Below are 24,478 nucleotides of genomic sequence, written 5' to 3' on the forward strand. Positions count from 1 at the left end.
TTAAGGCCATATTAAGCACGCCGTAATGCCGGACAGAAATCCTTGATTAACATGCGTTCTGTAACGTTATCGAGGGGCAGAAACAATTGCTCTTGCGAGGATTACGATGACGTCCGCAGCCGGAGACGAAAGCCGCGATAACGCGCTCTACGCTTATCGCTTGTTGGCGGAAGAGTCGTCGGACATCGTTGTCGTGCGCGAGCCGGGCGGCCCCGTCTACTTCGCCTCCGCTGCACTGGAAAAAATCCTGGGGCGGACGACCAACGATGTCGCCTTCACCCACTTCCTCGATCTCGTCCATCCCGAAGATATCGACAGAGCATACGCGATCTATGCCGTACCTCTGCCGGGCAAGACCTTGACGCAGACGTTCCGCGTCCGCCACATCGACGGCCACTACGTCTGGCTGGAGTCGACGATCCGCGGCGTCTACGAGTCCAGGACCGGACAGCTGCTCAAGATTCTCAGCATTTCGCGCGACGTCACCGAACGCATCGAACACGAACTCGAAATCAAGGCCGCGCGTGAACGCGCCGAAGCCGCCAGCAAAGCCAAATCGCGGTTTCTCGCCAATATGAGCCACGAGTTGCGGACGCCGCTCAACGCCGTGATCGGATTCACCGACATGATGCGCCAGCGCACTTTCGGTCCCCTCGGCAATGAGAAATACGAGGAATACGCGACGCTGATCTACGATTCCGGTCAGCTTCTGCTCGACCTCATCTCGGACATGCTCGACATGGCCAAGATCGAAGCCGGAAAGCTGGAATTGAATCTCGAGACCGTCGATTTCACTGGCACCGTCGAAGACAGCGTGCGCATGCTGCGCGACCGCGCCGAACAGGCCGGGCTCGAGCTCAGCGTGTCGATCCCGCAGGAACCGCTGTTCGTCACCGCCGACCGGCGCGCCATCAAGCAGATCATGCTCAACCTGCTGTCGAACGCCATCAAGTTCACGCCGGCGGGCGGCAGCGTCGGCGTCAGCCTGACACAGCGCGACGGCTCTGCCACCATCACCGTCAGCGACACCGGCATCGGCATTCCCGCCGAATACCTCGACCGCCTCGGCATGCCGTTCGAACACGTCGACAGCGACCCGATGATCGCCAAGAACGGCGCCGGCCTCGGGCTCGCGCTGGTGCGGGCGCTGACCGAAAAGCACGGCGGCGTCCTGACGATCCAGAGCGAAGAAGGCGTCGGCACCGAAGTCCGGGTCGCATTCCCGGCGCATGCCGGCTCGCGGGCTGCGGCCTGATTTTCGCTCGATCGCGCGACTGCGCTCCTGATTCTTTGGCTTAGTCGCGCACCCGGACGGAAAACCGCTGCACGCATTTCTGGCTGCGCCCCCAGGCCCATTTGACAGCGGCGCTCCGGCGCGGCAAGCAGGAGCCCATGGTTCTGTTGTGGTCTGGGCTGTTCTTCCTCGTTCTGGGCGTGGCATGCGTGGCGATCGACCGCCGCGCGGTGCATGTTTTCTATGATCGCGTGCCGCTCGGCCTTCACAAATTCCTCAATGCCACCACGCATCTGGCCAAGGCCGCGCACTGGCTGGCGCTCGCGGTCGTCGCTTATCTGGTGAGCTGGGGCTTGCTCGCGACCGGTTCGACCGGGCCAATGGTGAAGCTAATCTTCCAGTGCGCGCTGGCTTTCATCCTGGCCCTCGGCGCCGGCAGCGCGGTGATCCACACCATCAAGCTACTGCTCAGCCGGCGGCGGCCGCGCGACGAGCTGGAGATGAATCTCTATGGCTTCATTCCGTTCGGCTTCGACTTGAAGCGCAATTCGTTTCCGTCCGGCCACTCGCTGACCATCTTCTGCGTCGCGGTGATCGCAGCCTGCGTCTGGCCGCTCGGCGCGCCGGTGTGGTTTGCGATTGCGCTGTGGCTGAGCCTGACCCGTGCGCTCCTCACCGCCCATTTCCTGAGCGACGTTTTCGTCGGCGCCGGCATCGGCTTGATCGCGTCGCGCGAGGTGCTGGTCAACTGGTTCCCCAGCCTCGCGCGCGGATGGTTCTAGTCACTTCTGCAAAATCGCCTTGGCCGCTTCGACGCTTTGCTTGTCGTCGTGGACGCGGGGCGGAACGTTGATGCCGCGCTGCGCCGCCGGACGGGCCGCGATCTGGTCGATCCAGCGCTTCAGATTGTCGAGACCGTCAACGTTGATGCCGCCCCAGGCGTGCGAGCGCGCCCAGCACCAGTTGGCGATATCGGCGATCGAATAATCGCCCGCCAGGTATTCGTGATCATTGAGCCTTGTGTCGAGCACCGTCAGCAGGCGGCGGGATTCGTTCTGATAGCGGTCGATGCCGGGCTGATAGACCTCATGCCAATAGCGGAAGAAGGCATTCGCCTGCCCCATCATCGGCCCCAGCCCGCCCATCTGGAACATCAGCCACTGGATGACCTCGGAGCGGCCCTTGGGGTCGGAGGGCATCAGCTTGCCGGTCTTCTCGGCAAGATAGATCAGGATGGCGCCGGATTCGAACACCGCGAAATTATCGTTGTCGCGGTCGACGATGGCCGGGATGCGGCCGTTGGGATTGATGGCCAGGAACCAGTCCTGCTTTTGTTCCTTGGCGGCGAGATCGAGGCGGCGAACCTCGTACGGCAAGCCCACCTCTTCGAGCATCACGGAAGCTTTGAAGCCGTTGGGTGTCGCTGCGGTATAGAGATCGATCATGATCGTCCTTGCGGTGATGTCGGCTGGATACATGGGAACGCGCAGGCGGCCGATCAAGTGCGGCGGGCGCGGAAAAAATCCTTGAGCACCTGCCCGGCGGCCTCGGCATCGCCGGCGCGGGCGATTTCGGGGTGGTGGTGGCAGGTCGGCAGTTCGAAGAAGCGCGGACCGTGAATGACCGCGCCGCCTTTCGGGTCTTCCGCTGCGAACACCACGCGGGCGACGCGGGCCATGGCGATGGCGCCGACGCACATGGCGCACGGCTCGAGCGAGACATAGAGCGTCGTGCCGGTCAGCCGCTCGTTGCCGAGTTTCGCCGCGGCGGCGCGGATGACCTCCATCTCGGCGTGGGCCGTGGGATCCTTCTTTTCGACGATCCGGTTCCCGCTCCGCGCGAGCACCTCGCCGTCCGCCGACACCAGCACCGCCCCGACCGGCACTTCCCCGCGCGCGGCTGCCTCCTGGGCTTCCGCTAGCGCCAGTGCTATGGCTTGTTCGTCATCCATGGCAGATTCCCTTCGTGGCCGATCCTAAACCCAAGACCAGCGGCAAACGCAAATCCCCACCCAAAACGGGCTGGAGCCCGCATACCGGCTCGATCGACATCGACGACGGCTGGGAAAAGCCGCGCGTCCGCAAAGCCGATAAGGCCGACGACGACACGGCCGACAAATCCGAGGGCGAGCGCATTGCCAAGGTAATCGCGCGCGCCGGCGTCTGTTCGCGTCGCGATGCGGAGAAGAAGATCGCGGAAAACCGCGTGACTCTGGACGGCAAGATCGTCACCACGCCGGCCACCAAGGTCAATCCCGGACAGGTCGTGACCGTCGACGGCACACAGGTCGGCGATCCCGCCCCGGCGCGGCTGTGGCGCTATCACAAGCCTGCGGGCCTCGTGACCACCCATCGCGATCCCGAAGGCCGTCCTACGGTGTTCGCCAATCTGCCGAAGACGCTGCCGCGAGTGGTGTCGATCGGGCGACTGGACTGCAATTCCGAAGGCCTGCTTTTGCTCACCAACGACGGTGAAATCGCGCGGCGTCTCGAAATGCCTTCGGGCGGCTGGACGCGTGTCTATCGCGCCCGCTTGTTCGGCAAGGTGACGCAAGCCGATCTCGACAAACTCGCCGAAGGCGTAACCATCGGAACCGTGAAATACGGGCCCGTGGTCGCCGATCTCGAACGCACCAAAGGCGTTTATTCCTGGGCGACCGTGACGCTGAAGGAAGGCAAGAACCGCGAAGTGAAGCGGTTGATGGAAAGCCTCGGGCTCAAGGTCGCGCGCCTCATCCGCGTGCAGTTCGGGCCGTTCCATCTCGGCCAACTCGAAGAAGGCGCCGTCGAGGAAATCCCCGCCAAACAGTGGCGCGAGCAACTTGGCATCGGCCGCAAGAAGCGCCCGAGAGAAGACTGAAAACGACAACTTTGTGACACGACCGCGGCGATTTGCGGACGCATGGCTACAGCCTTGCGCCCCGGCGGCGAAGTGGTATGAGCAGGCCGCAAAGAACAAGAAACGAGGCCTGACATGAAGAAGTACCAGAAGCCCCAGGCCTATGCCGCGGAAACCAAAGATCAGCGCTTTGCCGGTACGTTCGAAGTGCTGGTGCCGGTGCCGGACCGCATCAAGCCGCACAAACTGGCGGGCCAGTTCCCTACCAAGCAGGCCGCCGAAGGCTGGATCCACTCCGACGAAGGCCAGGACGCCATCGCCCAGTTGTTCGAGAACGCGAAGCGGTAAACGGACACCACAAGGGAACGTCCCGAGAACAAACGCCGCGGCGGCACATCGCGAAATATCTGTAATACTCGCGACATGATTTGCTTTCGCCAGAGCCGCCTGAAACTGATCGCCGCCACGGTGCTGTTCGCCGCCTGGGCCGTCGCATTCGCCTTCATGGCGTTCGTCAGCGCCTATCTCACGGGCTTGTGGCCCTATGTCGGCCTCAGCGCCCTCGTCCCGCTGGCTGCGGCATTCGCCATTGCGGCATTCATGACCGCGATGAGCTTTGCCACGCCCGCCACCCTGACGCTCGACGACGGCCGCCTCGTCTTCAAGACATGGCGCCGCACGGAAGATATCGCGCTCGCCGACATCGCCGGCTTCATGGTGATCCCGCCGACAGCCGCCTTGCGCTCGCCCGCCTGCGAAAAGAAAACCGGCCCGCGGAAATTCGTCTCGTTCGGACGCTATTGGGAGAAGACGCCGGAAGAGATCGTGGCGGCACTGAAAACTAGACAGACTGAATAAGCGACACCGATGACCAAACGTAAGGTAACACGACACGCAGAACTGACATTCGCAACCCTTTGCGCGGACAGCGCGGTCACATGCAACCAATCGCATGAAGACGAGCGAGGCTGGGACTTCTTTATTCAGTCTCCCCCAAGCCGCACTCCCGGAATACCTCTCGACCTCCAACCCCCGGGAACTAAATGCTTTGCACAGGTAAAGTCGCACAAGGGGAAATCCAGAAACATTACCCTTAAACTCTCTACCGCCCTTGAACTTGCTGGTTCAGAGATTCCGGCATTTATAGTAGTTTTCTGCTACAATACCTCTGGCACGCTCGTCGAAACGAGATATCTGCATCTTTGGCAGACTGAAATTTCTCGCATTTTGCTAGCTGTCCGCGAGCTCGATGCCAAGGGTGTTACCGAACTACAGAGACATCGCATCGCGTTCGCAATTCACGCGATGAAAGCGATCAAGAATGTCGACCTAATACCACAAACTTCCGCCGACATTCGTTCCGTTGGGCCTGACTATTCGAGCAAAAAACATCATCTTTACAAGTGCCTCGGCTTTGAAGACTCGGCACTTTCCGGCATCATAGAATATCCGCCCGGAACGACATTAGAGATGCTCGTTGATAACCAGATTGGCGTCATCGATAGGATCGAAGGCGCGCGAATAACTGCATACTCCACGCGTTTCGGAATCCCATCCGGCACATCGATTACGCCCGACGGTACCGGATCGATTTCCATGCGCAGCCACCCAAAGGCCTGTACGGTACGCATCTCGTCAGAACTAGCTCAAAAACAGGTCTACATACCGAGCGAACTCTATGTACCAAACATCCCAAACTTGCCGGAAGATCTGCAAAAAATCCGTGTTAAAAACAGCTTCTCTGACATCGTTCTCGGTTTGCACGACGGCAAAGCGTATTATCGTCTTCGGACAGATCAGAACGAACTTCACACGTTCGACAATCTCATCGCAGCATCAGATCTTCTACAGATAGTTTGCGCTGGAGAATTCAGACTAGAGATAGACATTGATGATAAACCAGCAACATCAGCAAACGTAAAGATTGGCGCACCGCAAAATATCCCCTCGCTTACAGTCCTCGACAATTTCATCAACTATCTTCGACCCTTGCGCGCGGCCGAAATTCCCTCAGAATTTCGGTGTTCTCTCGCTTCACTATTAGGTCAGGTAAAACTTCTGGCCTATTGCACAGAGTTGGCAACCGGCACATCAGTTACAGGCAAATGCCAAATTGCATGGGCGCAAGAGGCGTATTCTGGGCGAGCGAACGTGCTCTTCTACATGTTCGTCGAAATACCAAATTTCGTTATCTACTTGATAGTGCGGCGGCGAGCGGAATTGTCGAGCGCAGATGACGGATCCGCATCTTTCGAACTGCGAGAAACACAATATTGTCGTGTAAGAATCCTCCCAGGCTCGCACCAGATGCACTCTTCATCCATTGAAGCTGAAATTGACGCGTGCGCAAAAGCTGCTACGGATTATCCTGTACTCAGATTTGGCCCATATCTTGGTGAAACCAAGGGAGACGTCACAGCAGACGAACATCAGGACAGCTACCTACCCCAATAGCGCATCCCGGCGCGCCAAGCTCTCCGCCGGCCATTCCTTTTCCATGTCGTAGTATTCCTCGAACGCGCGGGCGCCTTCGGGCAGCACCACCCAACCGAGTTTCGAGCGGGTGTAGATGTGGACGTCGGGCGGCAGCACCGATGGCATGTCCAGCGTCGCCACGCGCACGAACGCAAGAATGCGGCGGCGGCCGTAGTCGCTCCACACCGCGCTCTTGCACTTCGGGCAGCGATAGATGTCGTGCGGACGGCCGCTGTCGGTCTTCATCTCGATCGCTTCGGACTCGCCCGACAGCAGCGTGACGCGGTCGCGTTCGATCAGCGCATTGATGGCGAAGGCCGATCCGGCCTGCTTCTGGCAGTCGGTGCAGTGGCAGCAATGCACGAACATCGGCGGCGTTTCGAGCCGGTAGCGGATAAAGCCGCAGAAACAGCCGCCTTCGAGCGGATAATCGGCCATGGGCATTTCCTCGATTCACGCTCGCCTTTTTTAGCGCATCGCCGCCGTGCGAGACAAACGTTTCTGATTTCGATCAACAGTGCGGCGGCGCGACGCATTAACAGTCCGCATACGGATCATCAGGCAACTTGCCGCATCGGGGTTTCCCGGAATAGCGATAGTTAACGTTCCTTACCAATATCCCAATCCATCGGCCTGGGGGCGGGCCCGTACAACAGGATTGGGAAACGCCATGCACAAATACGGATTCTTCCGCATCGCCGCCACCGTCACCTTCGCTTTCGCGGTATTGCCGGCCGCATCGCACGCCGCGACCACGTTCACCGTCGGCCCGACCCAGTACTACAAAACCATCCAGGCCGCGGTGGACAAGGCCAACTCCGGCGACACGATCAACATCCAGCCGGGCACCTACGGCGCGGCGAACATCACCAAGTCGAACCTTCTGATCCAGGGCATCGGCACGACGGCGCCGGTCATCACCGGCAAGTCCTACGGCGACAAGGGCCTGTTCGTCATTTCCGGCACCAACACCACGATCAAGAACATCACCTTCCAGAATGCGACTTCGACCTCCGGCAACGGTGCCGGCATCCGCATGCAGGGCACCAACCTCACGGTGCTGAACTCGAAATTCACCGGCAACCAGGACGGCATTCTCACCGACGCCAATACCAAGAGCACGCTCACGGTGAAGAATTCGACCTTCGACAAGAACGGCACCTGCGTGTCGTCGAGCGGCTGCGCCCATGCCATCTACGCCGGTCACATCGCCGCGCTGGACGTCGAGAACTCCACTTTCAACAACACCCAGGCCGGTCATTCCATCAAGTCGCGCGCCAATGCCACCACGGTGATGAACAACACCATCCGGGACACGTCCACCGGCACGGCGTCCTATCTGATCGACGTGCCCAACGGCGGCGCCGTGACGATCACCGGCAACAACCTGGAAAAGGGTCCGAAGTCGACCAATTCGACGACCGCGATCGCGCTGGGCGAAGAAGGCGCGACCAATCCCGCCGGCGCGATGCTGATCGCCAACAACACCTTCCAGAACGATCTGTCGAAGACGCAGTCGTTCGTGTGGAACAAGACCGGAAGCTCGTCGCTGCAGGTCGCGGGCAATGTGCTGACGGGTTATGCCACCAAGACGCTGAACGGCCCCGGCACGGTGTCGACGCAATCGACCAAGGTGGCCGTGCTGAGCGCCGGCACCGCCGCAGCCGCCTTCGCCGCCATGCCGGCAAGCTTCGGCACCCCGACCGACGTGCCCGAGCCGATGTCGCTGGCGCTGTTCGCCACCTTCCTCGTCGGTCTCGGCTTCTTCGGCAAGGTTCGAAAAGCGGAGTAGCTTCCCCCGCAAGCTCCGCCTCCCCCCGCGCCGGTCCACGTTCCGGTGCGGGGGTTTCCTTCCCTCACGAGACACTTGGCGCGACGCACGGCTTTGTTAGCATGCCGCCGGATCTTTCGAGGGCGTCATGGCCGAAACCGCCGATATCGCGTTCCTGTTCGACGTCGACAACACGCTGGTCGACAACGACAGCATCACCCGCGACCTTTCCGAGTACCTGACGCGCGAGCACGGCGCCTATGCGCACGACTGTTATTGGCTCCTGTTCGAGGAACTCCGGCGCGAACTCGGCTATGCCGACTATCTCGGCGCCCTGGAGCGCTATCGCGTGAAATACATGCACGATCCGCGCATCCTGCGGATGGCGAACTGGCTGATCGACTATCCGTTCCGCGACCGGCTGTTTCCCGGTGCGATCGAAGCGGTCCGCCATGTTGCGCAATGGGGCGTGACGGCCATCGTTTCCGACGGCGACGCCGTGTTCCAGCCGCGCAAGGTGCTTTGCGCCGGCCTGTCGGAATTATTCGAGCGGCGGGTGCTGATCTACATCCACAAGGAAGAGGAGTTGGCGTATGTCGAGCGCATCTTCCCGGCGCGCCATTATGTGATGATCGACGACAAGCTCCGCCTGCTCGCCGCCATCAAGCAGTACTGGGGCGACCGCGTCACCACGGTATTCCCGCGCCAGGGCCACTACGCCACCGACATGCACATCCTGACCGAATATCCCGCCGCCGACCTCAGCATCGACCACATTGCCGATCTGTTGCGGTTCGACAAAAGCGATTTTCTCAAGACGTACGAATAAAAAAGGGGCGCCCGGAAGCGCCCCTTTGCATTGCTATCGCGTAAAGCCGTCAGACCGGTTTGCCCTCGCCTTTGGCGATGCCTTCCCACAGGCCGTTAAGATAGACCGCGCCCAGCGCGCGATCATACAGGCCGTAGCCGGGCTTGCCGGTTTCGCCCCAGATCATGCGGCCGTGGTCGGGGCGGACGTAACCGGTGAAGCCGGTGTCGTAATACGCCTTGACGATGGCGCCGATGTCGAGCGAACCGCAATCGGACTTGTGGGCGGTTTCGTTGAAATTGCCCTTCTCGTCGACTTTCACATTGCGGATGTGGGCGAAGTGGATACGCCCGGCCCCGGAGAATTCCTTCACCAGTTCGACGATGTTGTTCTTGAGATCGGCGCCAAGCGAACCCGAGCACAGCGTCAGGCCGTTGGCGGGCACATCGACGATCTTCAAGAGCCGGCGCAGGTCGTGCACGTCCTTGACGATGCGCGGCAGACCGAAGATCGGGCGCGGCGGATCGTCGGGATGGATCGCCATCTTGATGCCGGCCTCTTCCGCCGCCGGGATCACGCCTTTGAGGAACGCCGTCAGGTTGGCCCACAGCGTCTCTTCGTCGACCGACTTGTATTCGTCGAGCAGCGCCTTCAGCTCCTCCGGCTTGTAGGACGCGTCCCAGCCCGGCAGGTTGATGCCCTTCGACACGTCGATCTTGTTGACGACCTCGACATCGAACGCCAGCGCCGACGAGCCGTCCGGCATCTTCATGTCGAGCGTGGTGCGGGTCCAGTCGAACACCGGCATGAAGTTGTAGCAGACCACCTTGAGCCCGCATTTGCCGAGATTGCGCAGGCTCTGGGCGTAATTCTCGATCAGGCGTTTCGCCGTCGGGCGGCCGAGCTTGATGTCCTCATGCACCGGCACGCTTTCGATTACGTCGAACGCCAGCCCATGCGCCTCGATCTTCTTCTTGAGCGCCAGGATGTTCTCGACCGGCCACACCTCGCCGACCGGAATGTCGTAAACGGCCGAGACGATGCCGTGCATCCCCGGAATCTGGCGGATGTAGTCGAGGCTGACGGGGTCGCTGTCGCCATACCAGCGGAAGGACATTTTCATGGGCGGGTTTCCTCAGGGCTTATGATACCGGTCCCATCATAGCCATTCCGGCCCGCCTTTGTCATGGGCCCGCCGTGACGCGGCGGCGGGCCCGGTTTTCCCCTCGATTCAGAACTCCTCCCAGTCGCCGGCGGGCGCTGCGGCGGCGGCACGGCGGGAACCGGCCACGGCCTTGAGGGCCGGACGCCCCGGTTTGGCGCCCACATGCGGTTGCGGCACCGGCTTCGCCGCGGCAGCGACCTTGCCGACATTGAAGAAGCTCACCATCTCCTGCAGCGTATGCGTCTCGCCGGCCAGGCTGCGCGAGGCGGCGGTCGACTGTTCGACCATGGCCGCGTTCTGCTGGGTCATCTGGTCCATCTGGGTGACGGCGGCATTGACCTCCTCGATGCCGGTCGATTGCTGCTCCGCCGCCAGAGCCATTTCGTTCACCAGCTGATTGATCTGCTGCACCTGCTCGACGATCTGGCGCAGTGCCGCGCCGGACTCGCCCACCAGCTTGACCCCGGCGCCGACATGCTCGCCGGACGTGGAGATCAGCGTCTTGATCTCCTTGGCCGCTCCGCTGGAGCGCTGCGCCAGCGCCCGCACTTCCGAGGCCACCACGGCAAAGCCTTTGCCCGCTTCGCCGGCACGCGCCGCTTCGACACCGGCATTCAGCGCCAGAAGATTGGTCTGGAACGCGATCTCGTCGATCACGCTGATGATGTCGGTGATCTGGCGCGACGATTGGGCAATGGCATCCATCGCCTGGATCGCGGAGCCCACGACGCGCCCGCCCTGTTCCGCCACGGTCTGCGCCGATTGCACGGAGGTACGCGCGTCCTTGGCGTTGCTGGCCGTCTTCTTCACCGTCGTCGTGATTTCCTCGAGCGCCGCCGCCGTTTCTTCCAGCGACGCGGCCTGCTGTTCGGTGCGGTGCGACAGGTCGTCGGCGGCCGTCGAGATTTCGCCGGCACCGTTAGCGATGCCATCGGTGGCCGACAAAACACTCGCCAGCGTGTCCTGCATCCGCTCCATGGCGCCGTTGAAGTCGCTCTTCAGCTTGACGAACGGGCCGGTGAGTTCGGCCGTCACCCGATGGGTGAGATTGCCCTTGGCGAGATGATCGAGCCCGGTGCCGATGCTCGAAACGATCGCCTCGGTCTGCTCGGCTTTGGAACGCTCCGCCGCCGCCAGTTCGTTCTTGAACGCGGTCATCGCTTCGGCGAGCTTGCCGATTTCATCCTTCTGGTCGGCATGGGGAACATGGGCGTCCAGATGGCCTCTGGCGAGTTCGCCCATGGCGTCGGTCATGCGGCCGAGCGGCGTCGACACGCCGGTGATGAGCACGTAGCCCACGGCGAAGCACAACAGTACGCTCATACCGAGGGCGATGAAGATCCATAGGCGCGCGCTGACGAAGGTTACTTCGCCTTCCTTGGCCGAGGCATTGCCGGCGGCAATGTTGTAGTCGACGTTGGTCTCGATCGCCTTCGCCAGATCGTTGAAGGCAAGACGCATGGGGCCGAGCGAATATTCCCCGGCTGCCGCCGGTCCCTTTTCCTTCAGCGTCCGGTTGAGGATCTCCACGGTGTCCTCGTAGCGGGTTTGAGCGGTCTTTATCTGGTCCGCAAGTTCGCGCTCGCGGGGCGAGGTGATCGTCGGCAGGTACTTGTTCCAGCTTTCGGCCGACATTGCCTGGAGCTTGGGGACGCTGGCCGAAATCATCGCGCGTTCCGTTTCGGTGGCCGCGAAAATGCCGCTGATATGAAAGGTGCGCAGGCGCGTCTGAGCGTATTGGTACTTGCCGAGATAACCGATCCCCAGCAACCAGTTGTCGCGAATATCCGCGGCGCGCGCATTCAACTGGGACAGGCGCACCACCGAGAAGGCGCCGAGGGCGATGGTGGCGATCATGACGCAAACAAGGGCGCCGGCGATCTTGCCGCGCACCGAAACATCCGCAATCCGCATCTTGGTTCTCCTGGGGCGGAAACAGGAGTTGCAAATCCTTCTTATTTAGAAAAGAAGAGTCTTGAATGCAGGTTTATGAGATATTTATGAAGATCGTAGTTGACCGCAATTACACATACGATTTCGCGCACAAATGCCGGCGCATCACACGCCCGAAATGAAAACGGGCGGAAGTTTCCCTCCGCCCGTTTATCTTTGAACTACTGAAATCAGAACTCGGTCCAGTCGTCGGTACCGGTCGCCTTCGCCGATCTCACGACCTTGCGAGGCGGCGGCCGGAGCGCGGAGCGTGCCGGCTTCGACGCGGCTCTCGTCTGCGGTTCAGCCCGCATCTCGCGCGCATCGCCGCCAACATCGAAGAAGCTGACGAGCTGCTGCAAATGCTGTGTCTCGCCGGCCAGACTGCGCGAGGCGGCGGTCGACTGCTCGACCATCGCGGCATTCTGCTGGGTCATCTGATCCATGGCACCGACGGCGGTGTTGACTTCCTCGATGCCGGAAGCTTCCTGCTGCGCCGCCAGAGCCATTTCCTGGACGACGGTATTGATCTGCCTGACCTGCTGCACGATATGGGTCAGCGCCTGACCGGTCGCCGCGACGTGCTTGACGCCGTCCGCCACCTGATCGCCGGACGCGCCGATCAGTGCCTTGATCTCCTTCGCCGCCCCGCTGGAGCGTTGCGCCAGAGCGCGCACTTCCGAGGCGACCACAGCGAACCCCCTGCCCGCGTCGCCGGCGCGCGCCGCTTCGACACCCGCATTTAAGGCAAGCAGATTGGTCTGGAACGCGATCTCGTCGATGACGCCGATGATGTCGGTGATCTTCCGCGACGACTGGGCGATGGCGTCCATCGCCTGGGTGGCCGTCTCGACCACGCGACCGCCCTCTTCCGCCGCATCCTTGGCCGAGGCCATGAAGGCATTGACCTCCTTGGTATTGGCGGCCGTTTGCTTGACGGTGATGGTGATTTCCTCGAGCGCGGCCGACGTCTGTTCCAGGCTGGCGGCCTGCTGTTCGGTACGGCGGGACAGATCGTCGGCGGCGGTCGAGACTTCCCCGGCGCCGCTGGCAATCTGGTGCGTCGCGCCGAGCACGCCTTTCAGGGTGTCCTGGAGACGTTCGGCGGCGGCATTGAAGTCATGCTTCAGCTTGGCAAATGCGCCGCTGAGTTCCGAGGTGACGCGATGGGTAAGGTCGCCTTCGGCCAGGCGCGCCAGCCCGGCGCCGATGCTGTCGACAATGACCTTTGTCTGCTCGGCCTTGGAGCGCTCGGCCGCCGCGAGTTGTCCTTTGAAGGTCGTCATGGACCCGGCAAGCCGGCCGATTTCGTCGCCCTGGTCCGCATGCGGCACGTGGACGTCGAGATTGCCGCGCGCCAGCTCGTCCATAGCGTCGGTCATGGCACCCAGCGGCGAGGAGACCGAACGGATCAGGACGAAGCCTGCCGCCACCGCAAGCAGCGCCGCCAACACCATTGCGACAATGATCCAGAGATGGGCGGACTCGTAGGCCTGCTGCCCCCGCTTTCCCGATGTTGCCGCGCCCGCGTCGTGATAGACAGTATAGTCCTCCAACAGGGTCTGCAATTTGTCGTAGGCGTGCTTCGCCGGTCCGGCTGCGTAATAAGTGTTGGCCGCGGCCTGCCCCTGGTCGTGCAGCAGCTTGAACATTGCCGGTTCGGCGGCGAGATAGGCATCCCAGTCAGCGCGCAGCGTGCGGATGCGCTCGCGTTCGCTGTCGTTCTCGGCAGTGGGAGCAAATTTCCCGTACACCGCTTCGAACTGACCGCGCAGCTTGGCAAGGTTCGCCGCTTCCTTCTGCCACTGCGCCTCGGTCGACCACATCAGATAGACCGCTTGGCGCTGCCGATACCGCATCGAGATGAACTTCATTTCGCCGACCGTGCGAATGCCCGGCGTCCAGTCGTCGCGGAATTCGACGGCGTTGGCTTGCACCACCGCCAGCCGTTGCATCGCAAACAGCCCCAGACCGAGCGTCGCCACCAGGACGCAGGCGAATGCGCCGATCACCTTGGCCCGGACCGACCAGTTTTTCAGAAATCCCGACACAGCAGCACCCGTGGAATGAAACCGCACGGGTGCAAGCTAGAGGTGCATTGGTTGACAACGCGTGGATTGGCCGGCCGCAGAGCCTAGTCTGCCGCTCCGGAATTGTACGTACCAGCTACGGACTTCAGAACTCCGTCCAATCGTCGGCCGGTGCGGCTTCCATCTTCCTGGCAGGGACGGCGGCGGCGGACCGGCGCATGGCTGCGGGGGGGTGCAGCTGGGTGCTAAGCGCCTTGGCCTGGGGCTGTGCGGGACCCAAGTGGACCGCCGCCGCCGAACTCGTTTCGACCTGGAAGAAGGAAACCAATTCCTGCAACACCTGCGTTTCGTGCGCGAGGTTGCGGGAGGCCGCCGTCGACTGCTCGACCATGGCGGCATTCTGTTGCGTCACTTGGTCCATCTGGCCCACGGCCGCATTGACCTGCTGGATGCCGCTGGACTGCTGCTCGGCCGCGCCCGCCATCTCGCTGACCAGGGCGCTGATCTGCTGCACCTGATCGACGATCCGCTTCAACGCCTGCCCGGACTCGCCGACCAGCTTGACGCCGCCGGCGACGTTCTCGCCCGCCGTATGGATCAGCGCCTTGATCTTCTTCGCGGCCTCGCCCGAACGGCCGGCCAGGGCGCGCACTTCCGAGGCGACCACGGCGAAGCCCTTGCCGGCCTCGCCGGCGCGCGCCGCTTCGACACCCGCGTTGAGGGCAAGCAGATTGGTCTGGAACGCGATCTCGTCGATCACGCCGATGATGTCGGTGATTTCGCGCGAGGACTGTGCGATGGCGTCCATCGCTTTGGTGGCGCTCTCCACCACATGCCCGCCTTCCTTGGCCGCGGCCGTCGCCGTCGTGATGGCGCCGTCGACTTCGCGCGTGTTGCTGGCGGTCTTCTTCATCGTCGCGGCGATTTCTTCGAGCGCCGCCGCGGTTTCCTCGAGACTGGCGGCCTGCTGTTCGGTGCGGCGCGACAGGTCGTCGGCAGCCTGCGAAATTTCGCCGGCGCCGGTGGTGATCTGGCTCGAAGTCGACAGGATCTTCTGCACCATCTCGGAGAGGTGCGAGACGGTGGCGTTGAAATCGTCCTTCAGCTTGCGGAACGGACCGGTCAGGTCGGCGCTGATGCGATGGCCGAGATCGCCCTTGGAGAGCCGGTCGAGGCCGGTGCCGACGCTCGACACGATGAGTTCGGTCTGCACGGCCTTGGCGCGTTCGGCACTGGCGAGCTGGTTCTTGAAGGTGGTCATCGCCTCGGCGAGTTGACCGATTTCGTCGCGGCGGTCGGCGTGCGGAACCTCAGCCGTGAGGTGACCGGCGGCCAGTTCGCCCATTGCGCCGGTGATTTCGACCAGCGGCCGGGAGACGCAGCGCGTCAGTGCCCAGGTCGCGGCGGCGCACAGGAGCAGCGTCACGCCGATGGCAATGAAAATCCAGGTTTGCGCCTGTCTGAACGTCTTCGCGCTGCTGTCGGCGGCGGCGATACCGCCGGCGTTGTTCATCGCGATGTCTTCGGTGATCGCCTTGTTCAGCTCATCGAAGGCGTCGCGCGACGGACCGGTGAAAAAGTCGGCGGCGGCCTGACGGCCTTCCGTTTTCAACTTCTCCTGCGCGGTCGCGTACATCGGCTGATAGGCGTTCCAAGCTGCCTGAATACGATTCGCCATGGCCCGCTCTTCTGCCGACGAAATCATCGGGACGTATTTGTCGAGCGCGGCCTGCACGTTCTGCTCGAGCTTTTGGGCGCGGGCGACCTGCTTCTCCTGCTTGGGGCTGGGATCCTGCATCAGCGACGTGCTTTGGGCGGAGCGCACCCGAGTCACGGCATAGTTGAGATCTCCGAGGACTCGCGTCGACGGCAGCCAGTCGTCCCGGATTTCGGCGGCGTTCGCATTGACGAGCCAGAGTTCGCGCACGGCGAACAGCCCCAGCAAAGCAGCGGCGGCGAGAACGCCTGCCATCACCAGAGCAACTTTGGTTCGTACCGAAAAATTACCGCAGTAGTCGAACACCGCCAAATCCCCGCAAAATCTGCGTGGTCAATTGACGCCAATAACATTGACTAAGCGTATACCGGGAACCGCGCCATTCTGCGCACGACACTCGTCCGTATACGTAACATCCTGAAGAATCGCGAATTTCGCGGCGACGGACATTCCGCGCATAAGTGTTCGTACGGATGTCGCGCTGCGTGCATCCGCAGACCGCGGGATCGCTGCGTTATCCTGAATGCGCGTTTGAAAAATACGGCGGGAATTTAGGGATAGAGCCGTTCCGTGCGCCACGGCGCATCCGGCGTGTCGCGCCGGTAGACCAGCCGGTCGTGCAGCCGGAACGGACGGTCGCGCCAGAACTCGATCTGCACCGGCGATACCCGGAAGCCCGACCAGTACGGCGGACGCGGCACCTTGGTGAGACCGTACTTCAGCGCGTACTTCGCGATCTCTTTCTCGAACACCCAGCGCCCTTCCATCGGACGGCTTTGCGCCGAGGCCCAGGCGCCGATCTGGCTGTCCTTGGCGCGGGAGGCGAAATAGGCGTCGGCCTCGTCGTTGCTCACCACGCTGACCGGCCCGCGCACGCGCACCTGCTTGCGCACCGTCTTCCAGTGGAAGTTCAGCGCGACATGCGGGTTGGCGAGGATCTGCTTGCCCTTGGCGCTTTCGAAGTTGGTGTAGAACACGAAGCCGCGGGTATCGACCGCCTTCAGGAGCACCATGCGGACGTCGGGATGCCCCTCGGGGTCCACCGACGCCACGGCCATGGCATTGGCCTCGTTGGGCTCGGTCTTTTCCGCGTCCTTCATCCAGGCAACGAACATCTCGAAGGGATCGCGTGCAACCGCAATCCCGCCGTCATCCAAAGGTCCACCGATTTCGCTCATGGGGTCCCGCATAGCACCTTCGTCCCCCAAGGCAAAGCGCGGCGGGACCCCGCCGGGATCACGGAATCTGACGGAAAACTGCTTCACAGATCGCCCGCCGCGCACTACCCTCGCGGTATGCGGGTGTCATCTTCCACCATCATCGGTCTGTGCGTGTATGCCCTTCTGCTGGGAGCCTGTGCGGCCCCCACGCACGAGGAGATCCAGGCCGGCTTCGATGCCGGGCTGAAGGCTTACGACGCGGGCGACTACAAAACTGCCTACAAGACGTGGGGCGAAATCGACGAATACGATCTCGCAGCCATGCGCAACGTCGCGCTGATGCTGCGCAAAGGACAGGGCGTCGAGAAGGATCCCAAGACCGCGTTGCGGAAGATGCTGCAGGCGGCCGATCTGGGTCTGATCACGGCACAGGCGGACGCCGGCGAGATGATCGCCAACGGCGAAGCCGGACCGCCCGACAAAGCCGCCGCCGTACCCTGGCTGGGCCGTGCCGCAGCCGCCGGTCACCCGATCGCCGCGTTCGAGCTGGCCCAGATCTACGAAGAGGGCGAAGCCGTGCCGCGAGACCTGAAAGAGGCCTGCCGGCTCTACCGGATCGGCGCCGGTGCGGGCATAGCCGATGCGGAACGGCGGCTGAAAGACCTGGGCGAGAAATGCGAAGCGCCGCCGGCTGCGGCGCAGGCGGCGACCGGCCCGACAAGCCATTAACAGGACTTGAAATCGAACCCATATATAGTGGGTTGGTTCCCGAGTCGGGCGTTACGGAAACGGTACGTCCGCCGAAAGGGGTTCTGGAGAAAGAATGCGCGATCCTTATGAGGTGCTGGGCGTTGCCAAGACGGCCAGCGAAGCTGAAATCAAGAAGGCCTTCCGGTCGCTCGCCAAGAAGTATCACCCCGATACCAAGAGCGGCGACAAGAAGAAGTTCCAGGAGGTCAGCGCCGCCTACGATGTCGTCGGCGACAAGGACAAGCGCGCCAAGTACGACGCCGGCCAGATCGATGCCCAGGGCAATCCGCGCGGCTTCGACCCGCGCGCAGGCGGCGGGTTCCACGGTTTCGAGCAGGGTTTTCCGTTCGGACAAGGCGGTCAGCAAGGCGGCCCTGGCAGCGATTTCCACTTCACCTGGACCGGGCGCGGCGACAAGCCGGGTGCCGGTGCCGAAGGCTTCCGGCCGGAAGACCTGTTTTCCGATCTGTTCGGCAGCATGGGCGGCGGACGCAGCCGCCGGGCCCAGCCCCAGCGCGGCCAGGATTTCGAGGTCGAGACCACGGTCAGCTTCGAAGAGGCCGCCAACGGCGGCACGCGGCGGGTGGTGCTGCCCAACGGCGAGCAGATCGACGTCCATATCCCGACCGGTCTCAAAGACGGCCAGATGATCCGGCTGCGCGGCCGCGGCGGCGCGGGACGGGCCGGCGGTCCGCCCGGCGACGTGCTGATCCATGTTTCGGTGGCGCCGCACCCCTATTTCACCCGCGACGGCCGCGACCTCAAAATCGACCTGCCGGTGACGCTGAAGGAAGCGGTGCTCGGCGGCAAAGTGCCGGTCCGCACGCTGACCGGAACGGTGTCGCTGTCGGTGCCGCCCAACGCCAATTCCGGCAAGGTGCTGCGCCTCAAAGGCAAAGGCATTCCCGGCGCCGGCCACGAGCGCACCGGCGACCTCTATGTCCGCCTGATCGTAACCCTGCCCGACCACGACGACGCCGACCTCAAGCGCTTCGCCGAGCACTGGCACGCCGACTACGATCCAAGGAAGTAAGATCGCAAAACACGCCGCCGTTTTCTGCCCCTCTTTTCTGCCCCCCATAGTTCATGGGGGGAAGTGGTGCGAAGCGCCGAAGGGGGGCCTTCGCGGGCAGAAAACGTCACGAACGCCTAATGCGATCACACGCCTTGCAACCGTACGCGGCCACAACCGCGACTATCTTTCAATCCATAGAGTTTAAGGACGCACCGCAGTTATCGTTCCTGTGCGCTTAGGTATCTGGGTATTGCTGGCTAAATGTCGGCTTCTTCGTTGCCCGGCATTCCGGCAGATTGCAGATAACGGCTAGAAGCGGGACCAAGCCTCTCATAATTTGAAATCGAAATTGACCCCATTTTTTCAAGTGGTCGACCCTCTGGCGCTATATAGCGCCTCTTGGGCGTGGAACTGGGATTGGCGTTGCGTCTCCTTTTCTCTCTCTTTCCGATCCGCCCCTGCATTTTGCGGGTTACGAGCTGCTTTTTCGTTTTTGCCTTTGGCTCCTTCTTTTGTTTTGCTTTTTCCGGAATGCTGCGGCGCTCAACGACAACGGCCTTGGTTCTGCCGTGTTTAAAAAACTGGCAGACAGTCGCTAGCTCAATCGACTTCTTTCTTTTGGAGTGTGCAACTCCGGTTTGGCAACCAACTTCTGTGTGCTGCATCTTTGGTTTCATTTCCTCCGCATACCTCGGAGACATGACTTTCCCGCAGCACTTCGGCCATCGCCCTGGGTTTCTTACACGTCGAAACACAATGCGCTCGCCTCGACAGATATCGCATCGGACAGTGTAACTTGGCACTTGCCCCCGCAGCACTTGTCTTCGTCTATGATTTTATAGCATTGCCAGCACGTGCGCAGCAGGGCGCATGACAAATACTCTGCTGGAGCCGCGTTGAGCGTCGAATGGCGATTTCAGTTTCTCCAGAAACAGGCATTTCATCAGGCTTCTGCGAATACTTCTTACTCGCTTCACCCAACCTGCCGCCGCCGCGTGTTGCGGTCGTGGAGGATCAGCGCAAATCCGAGGGCGCCGAGCATCAGCGCAATCGCCGAAATGCCCACGGCGTAGTGATAGCCGACAACCACGCGCCGTTCGGCCTCTTGCTCCTGCCGGGCAAGGCGGCGAGTTTCGTCGTCGCGCATGTCGGCGAGCAGCGTTTCGATGGGGCGGCGCTTCACTTTCTTCGAGTAGTCGACCATCTCGGCAATCACCCGGTTGCGATCGGTCGTCGCCAGCTTTGCCATGGCTTGAAAATAGGCGCGGTGTTCGATCAACAGCGCTTTCAGCGCCGCCACATCGCGGCGCTCCTCGGGATCGTCGGCAACCATCTTGGCGAGCGTGGCCGCCCGCTTGTCCAGTCCGTCTTCCGACATCTTCTGCCAGGCGAGGTAATGCGGATCGCCGCTGAGGGCGTACCCGCGCACCGTCATCTCGATCCGCAGGATGTCGGCATTGATCATCGCGATCTGGAGCAGCGCCTCGTTGGTCTGTTGCACGCGGCCGTAGCCGTTGCGCAGTTCGGAGACATTGGCGCCGAGAAGCGCCATCGCCGACACGAACAGCACCAGCGAGGCCACCAGCGCCGGCAGGCCGAGATCGCGGAACAATCCCTGATCGAGGACTTCCCAAATCCGTGATTTCCCGGCGTAGGTCATCGCCGCATTCCCATCCAAGCCGTCGTCACCCGTGCAGCGGGCGAAGTGTATCCTGGAACGGCGCCGATTAAGGCATGATTAGCCGGTACGGTGCGTCGCATCAGTGTTTCTGCGGATGGTGAAGCTGGGCCGCCCATATCCCGATCCCGCCGAGCACGAATGCCGTAATGATGATGCCGATCGCCAGGAAAAAGGCGCGACCGAGTTGTTCCGTGATCTCGCGCTGGCGGACGCCAAGGTCGTCGAGTTCGTTCGCCCGCAACTGCCTCAGGCCGGTCCGAACCCGGCGCATGTTGTCGCGAACCGAAGGATCGACGATCGCGCGGGCGACGATACCGGCCTTGTCGGGGCCGTTGCCGGCGAGATTGCCGAAAATCTCCACATGGCGGGCGATGTCGTCCATCACGCGGCGGACCTGATCCGCACGCTGCGGCTCCGCCGCCATCAGCCGGGCCAGTTCGTTTTGCGCGGCTTCGCGCTTTTGCGCGCCGCTCCGCTGCATCCTGAGAAAGCTGGCATCGCCGGTCAGGGCATAGCCGCGGACGATCATTTCCTCGCCGAGCAGCCCGGTCTCGAGTTCGGCGATCTTGTTCACGACCTGCTGCGCGTGTGCCACCTGAGCGAGGTTGCCGCGCAACGCCGAAATGTTGGCACCCAGCAGAAGCGTCGCCGAGACCAGGAGCACGACGGCGCCGAACATCGTGGGCAATCCGAGGTCGCGCAAATGCCCGCGCTTTGCCGCCGCATGCGCCTGTGCTGCCGTCACGCTAACCACGATGGCATCCCCGCTAAGACGGCATAATATTGCGCCGGAAGCCTTAATCTTCCCTTAGCCGTTGAAAACAATGCGCTTTCTTGACCACTCCCAGGCTGGAGTGCGGCGCACCTGCAGTTCATCTTGCTTTCCGCTGCCGTTTCGGGGCAAGTGAGATCAACGGTTTAGAGTCGGAGGGACAGAATGGCGGAAGGCGGTCTGATGAAGGGCAAGCGGGGCCTGATTATGGGCGTCGCGAACCAGCATTCGATCGCTTGGGGCATCACCCAGGCCTTGCACGAGGCCGGCGCCGAACTCGCCTTCACCTATCAGGGCGACGTGTTCAAGAAGCGCGTGGTGCCGCTGGTCGAGCCGCTGAATCCCGCCGCCGTGATCGATTGCGACGTGACCAATCCGGAATCGCTCGACGCCGCCTTCGCCGAACTCGGCAAGGTGTGGGACAGCCTCGATTTCGTGGTCCACGCCATCGCCTTTTCCGACAAGGACCAGCTCAAGGGGCGCTACGTCGACACGACCGCCGACAACTTCGCGCTGACCATGAACATCTCCTGCTACTCGTTCACCGCGGTCGCCCAGCGCGCCGAGAAGATGATGAAGAACGGCGGCAGCCTGGTCACCCTCACCTATTACGGCGCCGAAAAGGTGATGCCGCACTACAATGTGATGGGCGTCGCCAAGGCCGCGCTGGAAGCGTCGGTGCGCTATCTCGCCGAAGATCTCGGCAAGAACGGCATCCGCGTCAATGCGGTGTCGGCCGGTCCGATCAAGACACTGGCGGCCTCGGGCGTCGGCGATTTCCGCTACATTCTCAAGTGGAACGAATACAATTCCCCGCTGCGCCGGACGGTTACGCCCAAGGAAGTCGGCGACACCGCCCTCTTCCTCTGCTCCGATCTCGGCAAGGCGATCACCGGCGAGAACATTCACGTCGATGCCGGCTATCACGCCATCGGCATGAAGAACCCGGAAGCACCGGATATGAGCCCCGGCAAAAACGGCGAATAGGACTCTAGCTTTTCCGAGCGGACAATGTCCCACAACACCTTCGGCCATTTGTTCCGGGTCACGACGTTCGGCGAAAGCCACGGCCCGGCACTGGGTTGTGTGGTGGACGGCTGCCCGCCCGGCATCGCGCTGACCGAAGCCGACATCCAGGCCGATCTCGACCGTCGCAAACCCGGCAGTTCGAAGTTCGTCACCCAGAGAAAAGAACCGGACGCCGTTCGCATTCTCTCGGGCGTGTTCCAAGACGAACGCATGCCCGAGCAGGTCACGACCGGCACGCCGATCGCGCTCCTGATCGAGAACGTCGACCAACGCTCGAAGGACTATGCCGACATCCGCGACAAGTTCCGTCCCGGCCATGCCGACTACACCTATTGGGCCAAATACGGCGTGCGCGATTACAAGGGCTCCGGCCGCGCCAGTGCGCGCGAAACCGCGGCCCGTGTGGCTGCCGGTGCGGTGGCGCGCAAGGTTCTGAATTCGCTTTATGGCGAGGTGAAAATTCGCGCCGCGCTGATCCAGGTCGGCACGCAGAAAATCGACCGCGCCCGCTGGGACTGGGCCGAGACCGCCAACAATCCCTTCTTCTGCCCCGATGCTTCCGCGGTCGCTCCGTGGACGGAATATCTCGAAAGCATCCGCAAAGCCGGCTCGTCGGTCGGCGCCATTGTCGAAGTGGTGGCCGAAGGCGTTCCCGCCGGCCTCGGCGCGCCGATCTACGGCAAGCTCGATGCCGACCTCGCCTCCGCCCTGATGAGCATCAACGCCGTCAAAGGCGTCGAGATCGGCGACGGATTTCTCACCGCCGCCATGACCGGCGAAGAAAACGCCGATGAGATGCGGGCCGGTCCCGCGTTCCTCGCCAATCACGCCGGCGGCATTCTCGGCGGCATTTCCTCCGGCCAGCCGGTGGTGGCGCGTTTTGCCGTGAAGCCGACCTCCTCCATCCTGACGCCGAAGCAAACCATCGACGTCACCGGCGCCGAAACCGAAGTCTTCACCAAAGGCCGCCACGATCCCTGCGTCGGCATCCGCGCCGTCCCGATCGGCGAAGCGATGATGGCGCTCACCCTCGCCGACCACGCCCTGCGGCACCGCGGCCAGAACGGCTGACGCACGTCGTTTCCCTCTTGGCGAGGGGAAACCTCGTACCCATATTTCGGAGTAGGATTGTCGTGTCCCGCCTCCCGCGGGCCGCAAGAGGGGCTTGAATCATGGAATTTTCCACTATCCTGCTGATAATCGTCGCCGTTATCGCGCTGTTCCTGCTGCTCAATTCCTGGTTCACGGTGCGCCAGCAAAGCTGCGCCATCGTCGAACGTTTCGGCCGTTACGTGCGCACCGCCCGTCCCGGCCTGCGCTTCAAAATCCCGCTGATCGAGCAGGTCGTCCAACGCGTGTCCTTGCGGGTGCAGCAGCTTCCCGTCGACGTCGAGACCAAGACGGCCGACAACGTCTTCGTCAAGATCATGGTCGCGGTGCAGTACCGCGTGCTGGAAGGCTCGGAAGCCGACGCCAACTACAAGCTCAACAATCACGAGGAGCAGATTCAGTCCTACGTGCTCGACGTGGTGCGCGCCAAGGTTCCGCGCATGAATCTCGACGAGGTGTTCGAGAAGAAGGACGACATCGGCTCCGCGGTGAAGAGCGAACTCGACGTGTCGATGAAGATCTACGGCTTCGAGATTCCGAACGCCCTCGTCACCGACGTCAACCCGGCCGACAACGTCAAAGCGGCGATGAACGAGATCAACACCCAGCAGCGGCTGCAGGTCGCCGCCGCCGCCAAGGGCGAAGCCAACAAGATTCTGGTGGTCAAGAACGCCGAGGCCGAAGCGGAATCCAAGCGCCTGCAGGGCGAAGGCATCGCCAAGCAGCGTCAGGCCATCGTCGCGGGCTTGCGCGAAAGCATCGCCGCCTTCAAGGAGCAGGTCGGCGGCGTCAACGAGCACGAGGTTCTGAATCTGGTGCTGATGACGCAGTATTTCGATACCCTGAAGGAAATCGGCGTGTCGTCGGGCTCGAAAGTGATCCTGCTGCCGCACGCGCCGAACGGCATGAGCGATATCTCCGAGCAACTGCGCACCGCCATCATGACCGGCGCCGAAGCGGTTGAGAAAAAATAGTGCGCACGGCTGGAGCG

24 protein-coding genes are annotated in these 24,478 nt (G+C 62.2%); 13 read left to right on the top strand and 11 right to left on the bottom strand.

Annotated elements, in window-relative coordinates; all coding sequences use genetic code 11:
• Positions 1–106 precede the first annotated feature (106 nt).
• Positions 107–1,255: a sensor histidine kinase gene (locus FHS84_RS05505; RefSeq protein WP_166931469.1), complete on the top strand. Its 1,149-nt coding sequence runs from the start codon at positions 107–109 to the stop codon at positions 1,253–1,255.
• Positions 1,256–1,392: 137 nt separating this feature from the next.
• Positions 1,393–2,016 (top strand): phosphatase PAP2 family protein, encoded by a 624-nt coding sequence (locus FHS84_RS05510; protein ID WP_166931472.1) that lies wholly within the window; start codon positions 1,393–1,395, stop codon positions 2,014–2,016.
• On the opposite strand, the gene FHS84_RS05515 is transcribed toward FHS84_RS05510, so the two are convergent.
• Together FHS84_RS05515 and FHS84_RS05520 are read right to left on the bottom strand one after the other, a co-directional pair.
• Entirely contained in the window at positions 2,017–2,679 is a 663-nt protein-coding gene (locus FHS84_RS05515) for a glutathione S-transferase family protein (RefSeq protein WP_166931475.1), read from the bottom strand. It abuts the gene before it with no gap.
• A gap of 53 nt (positions 2,680–2,732) precedes the next feature.
• Complete coding sequence (locus FHS84_RS05520; RefSeq protein WP_166931482.1) at positions 2,733–3,185, bottom strand: nucleoside deaminase; 453 nt, start codon at positions 3,183–3,185, stop codon at positions 2,733–2,735.
• Positions 3,186–3,199: 14 nt separating this feature from the next.
• On the opposite strand from FHS84_RS05520, the gene FHS84_RS05525 reads away from it, so the two are divergent.
• The 4 genes from FHS84_RS05525 (at position 3,200) to FHS84_RS05540 (ending at position 6,526) form a co-directional block, all read left to right on the top strand.
• Positions 3,200–4,093, top strand: a complete 894-nt coding sequence (locus FHS84_RS05525; protein WP_208393706.1) for a pseudouridine synthase — start codon at positions 3,200–3,202, stop codon at positions 4,091–4,093.
• Positions 4,094–4,207: 114 nt separating this feature from the next.
• Positions 4,208–4,420 carry a hypothetical protein gene (locus FHS84_RS05530; RefSeq protein WP_166931487.1) on the top strand — a complete coding sequence of 71 codons (213 nt, stop codon included), beginning with the start codon at positions 4,208–4,210 and terminating at the stop codon, positions 4,418–4,420.
• A gap of 75 nt (positions 4,421–4,495) precedes the next feature.
• Complete coding sequence (locus FHS84_RS05535; RefSeq protein WP_166931492.1) at positions 4,496–4,930, top strand: hypothetical protein; 435 nt, start codon at positions 4,496–4,498, stop codon at positions 4,928–4,930.
• A 9-nt stretch (positions 4,931–4,939) separates the two neighbouring features.
• Entirely contained in the window at positions 4,940–6,526 is a 1,587-nt protein-coding gene (locus FHS84_RS05540) for a hypothetical protein (RefSeq protein WP_166931496.1), read from the top strand.
• Here the strand turns inward: FHS84_RS05540 and FHS84_RS05545 are convergent.
• Positions 6,515–6,985, bottom strand: a complete 471-nt coding sequence (locus tag FHS84_RS05545; protein WP_166931500.1) for a GFA family protein — start codon at positions 6,983–6,985, stop codon at positions 6,515–6,517. The two genes, FHS84_RS05540 and FHS84_RS05545, sit on opposite strands and share 12 nt — an antisense overlap.
• A gap of 232 nt (positions 6,986–7,217) precedes the next feature.
• On the opposite strand from FHS84_RS05545, the gene FHS84_RS05550 reads away from it, so the two are divergent.
• Both FHS84_RS05550 and FHS84_RS05555 read left to right on the top strand, forming a co-directional pair.
• Positions 7,218–8,339, top strand: a complete 1,122-nt coding sequence (locus tag FHS84_RS05550; protein WP_166931504.1) for a right-handed parallel beta-helix repeat-containing protein — start codon at positions 7,218–7,220, stop codon at positions 8,337–8,339.
• Positions 8,340–8,466: 127 nt separating this feature from the next.
• Positions 8,467–9,147 (top strand): HAD family hydrolase, encoded by a 681-nt coding sequence (locus FHS84_RS05555; protein WP_166931509.1) that lies wholly within the window; start codon positions 8,467–8,469, stop codon positions 9,145–9,147.
• A gap of 49 nt (positions 9,148–9,196) precedes the next feature.
• On the opposite strand, the gene uxuA is transcribed toward FHS84_RS05555, so the two are convergent.
• The 5 genes from uxuA to pdxH form a co-directional block, all read right to left on the bottom strand.
• On the bottom strand, positions 9,197–10,249 hold the full coding sequence (gene uxuA / locus FHS84_RS05560; RefSeq protein WP_166931512.1) for a mannonate dehydratase: 1,053 nt from the start codon (positions 10,247–10,249) through the stop codon (positions 9,197–9,199).
• 108 nt (positions 10,250–10,357) lie between these two features.
• On the bottom strand, positions 10,358–12,205 hold the full coding sequence (locus FHS84_RS05565) for a methyl-accepting chemotaxis protein (protein WP_166931517.1): 1,848 nt from the start codon (positions 12,203–12,205) through the stop codon (positions 10,358–10,360).
• 209 nt (positions 12,206–12,414) lie between these two features.
• The gene (locus FHS84_RS05570) at positions 12,415–14,274 is read right to left on the bottom strand and encodes a methyl-accepting chemotaxis protein (RefSeq protein ID WP_166931521.1); all 1,860 of its coding nucleotides are present in this window, start codon (positions 14,272–14,274) and stop codon (positions 12,415–12,417) included.
• Between the two features lie 124 nt (positions 14,275–14,398).
• Positions 14,399–16,276 (bottom strand): methyl-accepting chemotaxis protein, encoded by a 1,878-nt coding sequence (locus FHS84_RS05575; RefSeq protein ID WP_166931526.1) that lies wholly within the window; start codon positions 16,274–16,276, stop codon positions 14,399–14,401.
• A 245-nt stretch (positions 16,277–16,521) separates the two neighbouring features.
• Positions 16,522–17,160 carry a pyridoxamine 5'-phosphate oxidase gene (pdxH, locus tag FHS84_RS05580; RefSeq protein WP_425061553.1) on the bottom strand — a complete coding sequence of 213 codons (639 nt, stop codon included), beginning with the start codon at positions 17,158–17,160 and terminating at the stop codon, positions 16,522–16,524.
• Positions 17,161–17,271: 111 nt separating this feature from the next.
• Here pdxH and FHS84_RS05585 point away from each other — a divergent pair, with 111 nt between their 5' ends.
• A complete protein-coding gene (locus FHS84_RS05585) occupies positions 17,272–17,859 on the top strand; it encodes an SEL1-like repeat protein (protein ID WP_166931533.1) in 588 nt (195 codons plus the stop codon).
• Between the two features lie 94 nt (positions 17,860–17,953).
• The gene (locus FHS84_RS05590) at positions 17,954–18,913 is read left to right on the top strand and encodes a DnaJ C-terminal domain-containing protein (protein WP_166931536.1); all 960 of its coding nucleotides are present in this window, start codon (positions 17,954–17,956) and stop codon (positions 18,911–18,913) included.
• A 239-nt stretch (positions 18,914–19,152) separates the two neighbouring features.
• Here the strand turns inward: FHS84_RS05590 and FHS84_RS05595 are convergent, their stop codons facing one another.
• From FHS84_RS05595 to FHS84_RS05605, 3 genes are all read right to left on the bottom strand, one after another.
• The gene (locus FHS84_RS05595; protein ID WP_166931539.1) at positions 19,153–19,572 is read right to left on the bottom strand and encodes a hypothetical protein; all 420 of its coding nucleotides are present in this window, start codon (positions 19,570–19,572) and stop codon (positions 19,153–19,155) included.
• A gap of 296 nt (positions 19,573–19,868) precedes the next feature.
• A complete protein-coding gene (locus FHS84_RS05600; protein WP_166931542.1) occupies positions 19,869–20,555 on the bottom strand; it encodes a CHASE3 domain-containing protein in 687 nt (228 codons plus the stop codon).
• Between the two features lie 100 nt (positions 20,556–20,655).
• Positions 20,656–21,330 carry a CHASE3 domain-containing protein gene (locus FHS84_RS05605; RefSeq protein ID WP_166931544.1) on the bottom strand — a complete coding sequence of 225 codons (675 nt, stop codon included), beginning with the start codon at positions 21,328–21,330 and terminating at the stop codon, positions 20,656–20,658.
• Between the two features lie 183 nt (positions 21,331–21,513).
• Between FHS84_RS05605 and fabI the strand changes: the two genes are divergently transcribed.
• From fabI to FHS84_RS05620, 3 genes are all read left to right on the top strand, one after another.
• Positions 21,514–22,335, top strand: a complete 822-nt coding sequence (gene fabI / locus FHS84_RS05610) for an enoyl-ACP reductase FabI (RefSeq protein WP_166931547.1) — start codon at positions 21,514–21,516, stop codon at positions 22,333–22,335.
• Between the two features lie 24 nt (positions 22,336–22,359).
• Entirely contained in the window at positions 22,360–23,448 is a 1,089-nt protein-coding gene (aroC, locus tag FHS84_RS05615) for a chorismate synthase (protein ID WP_166931550.1), read from the top strand.
• Positions 23,449–23,549: 101 nt separating this feature from the next.
• Positions 23,550–24,461, top strand: coding sequence for an SPFH domain-containing protein (locus FHS84_RS05620; RefSeq protein WP_166931552.1), 912 nt, complete (start codon positions 23,550–23,552; stop codon positions 24,459–24,461).
• The last annotated feature ends 17 nt before the right edge of the window (positions 24,462–24,478 follow it).

The organism is Rhizomicrobium electricum (genome assembly GCF_011762045.1).
GTDB classification, from domain to species: Bacteria; Pseudomonadota; Alphaproteobacteria; order Micropepsales; family Micropepsaceae; genus Rhizomicrobium; species Rhizomicrobium electricum.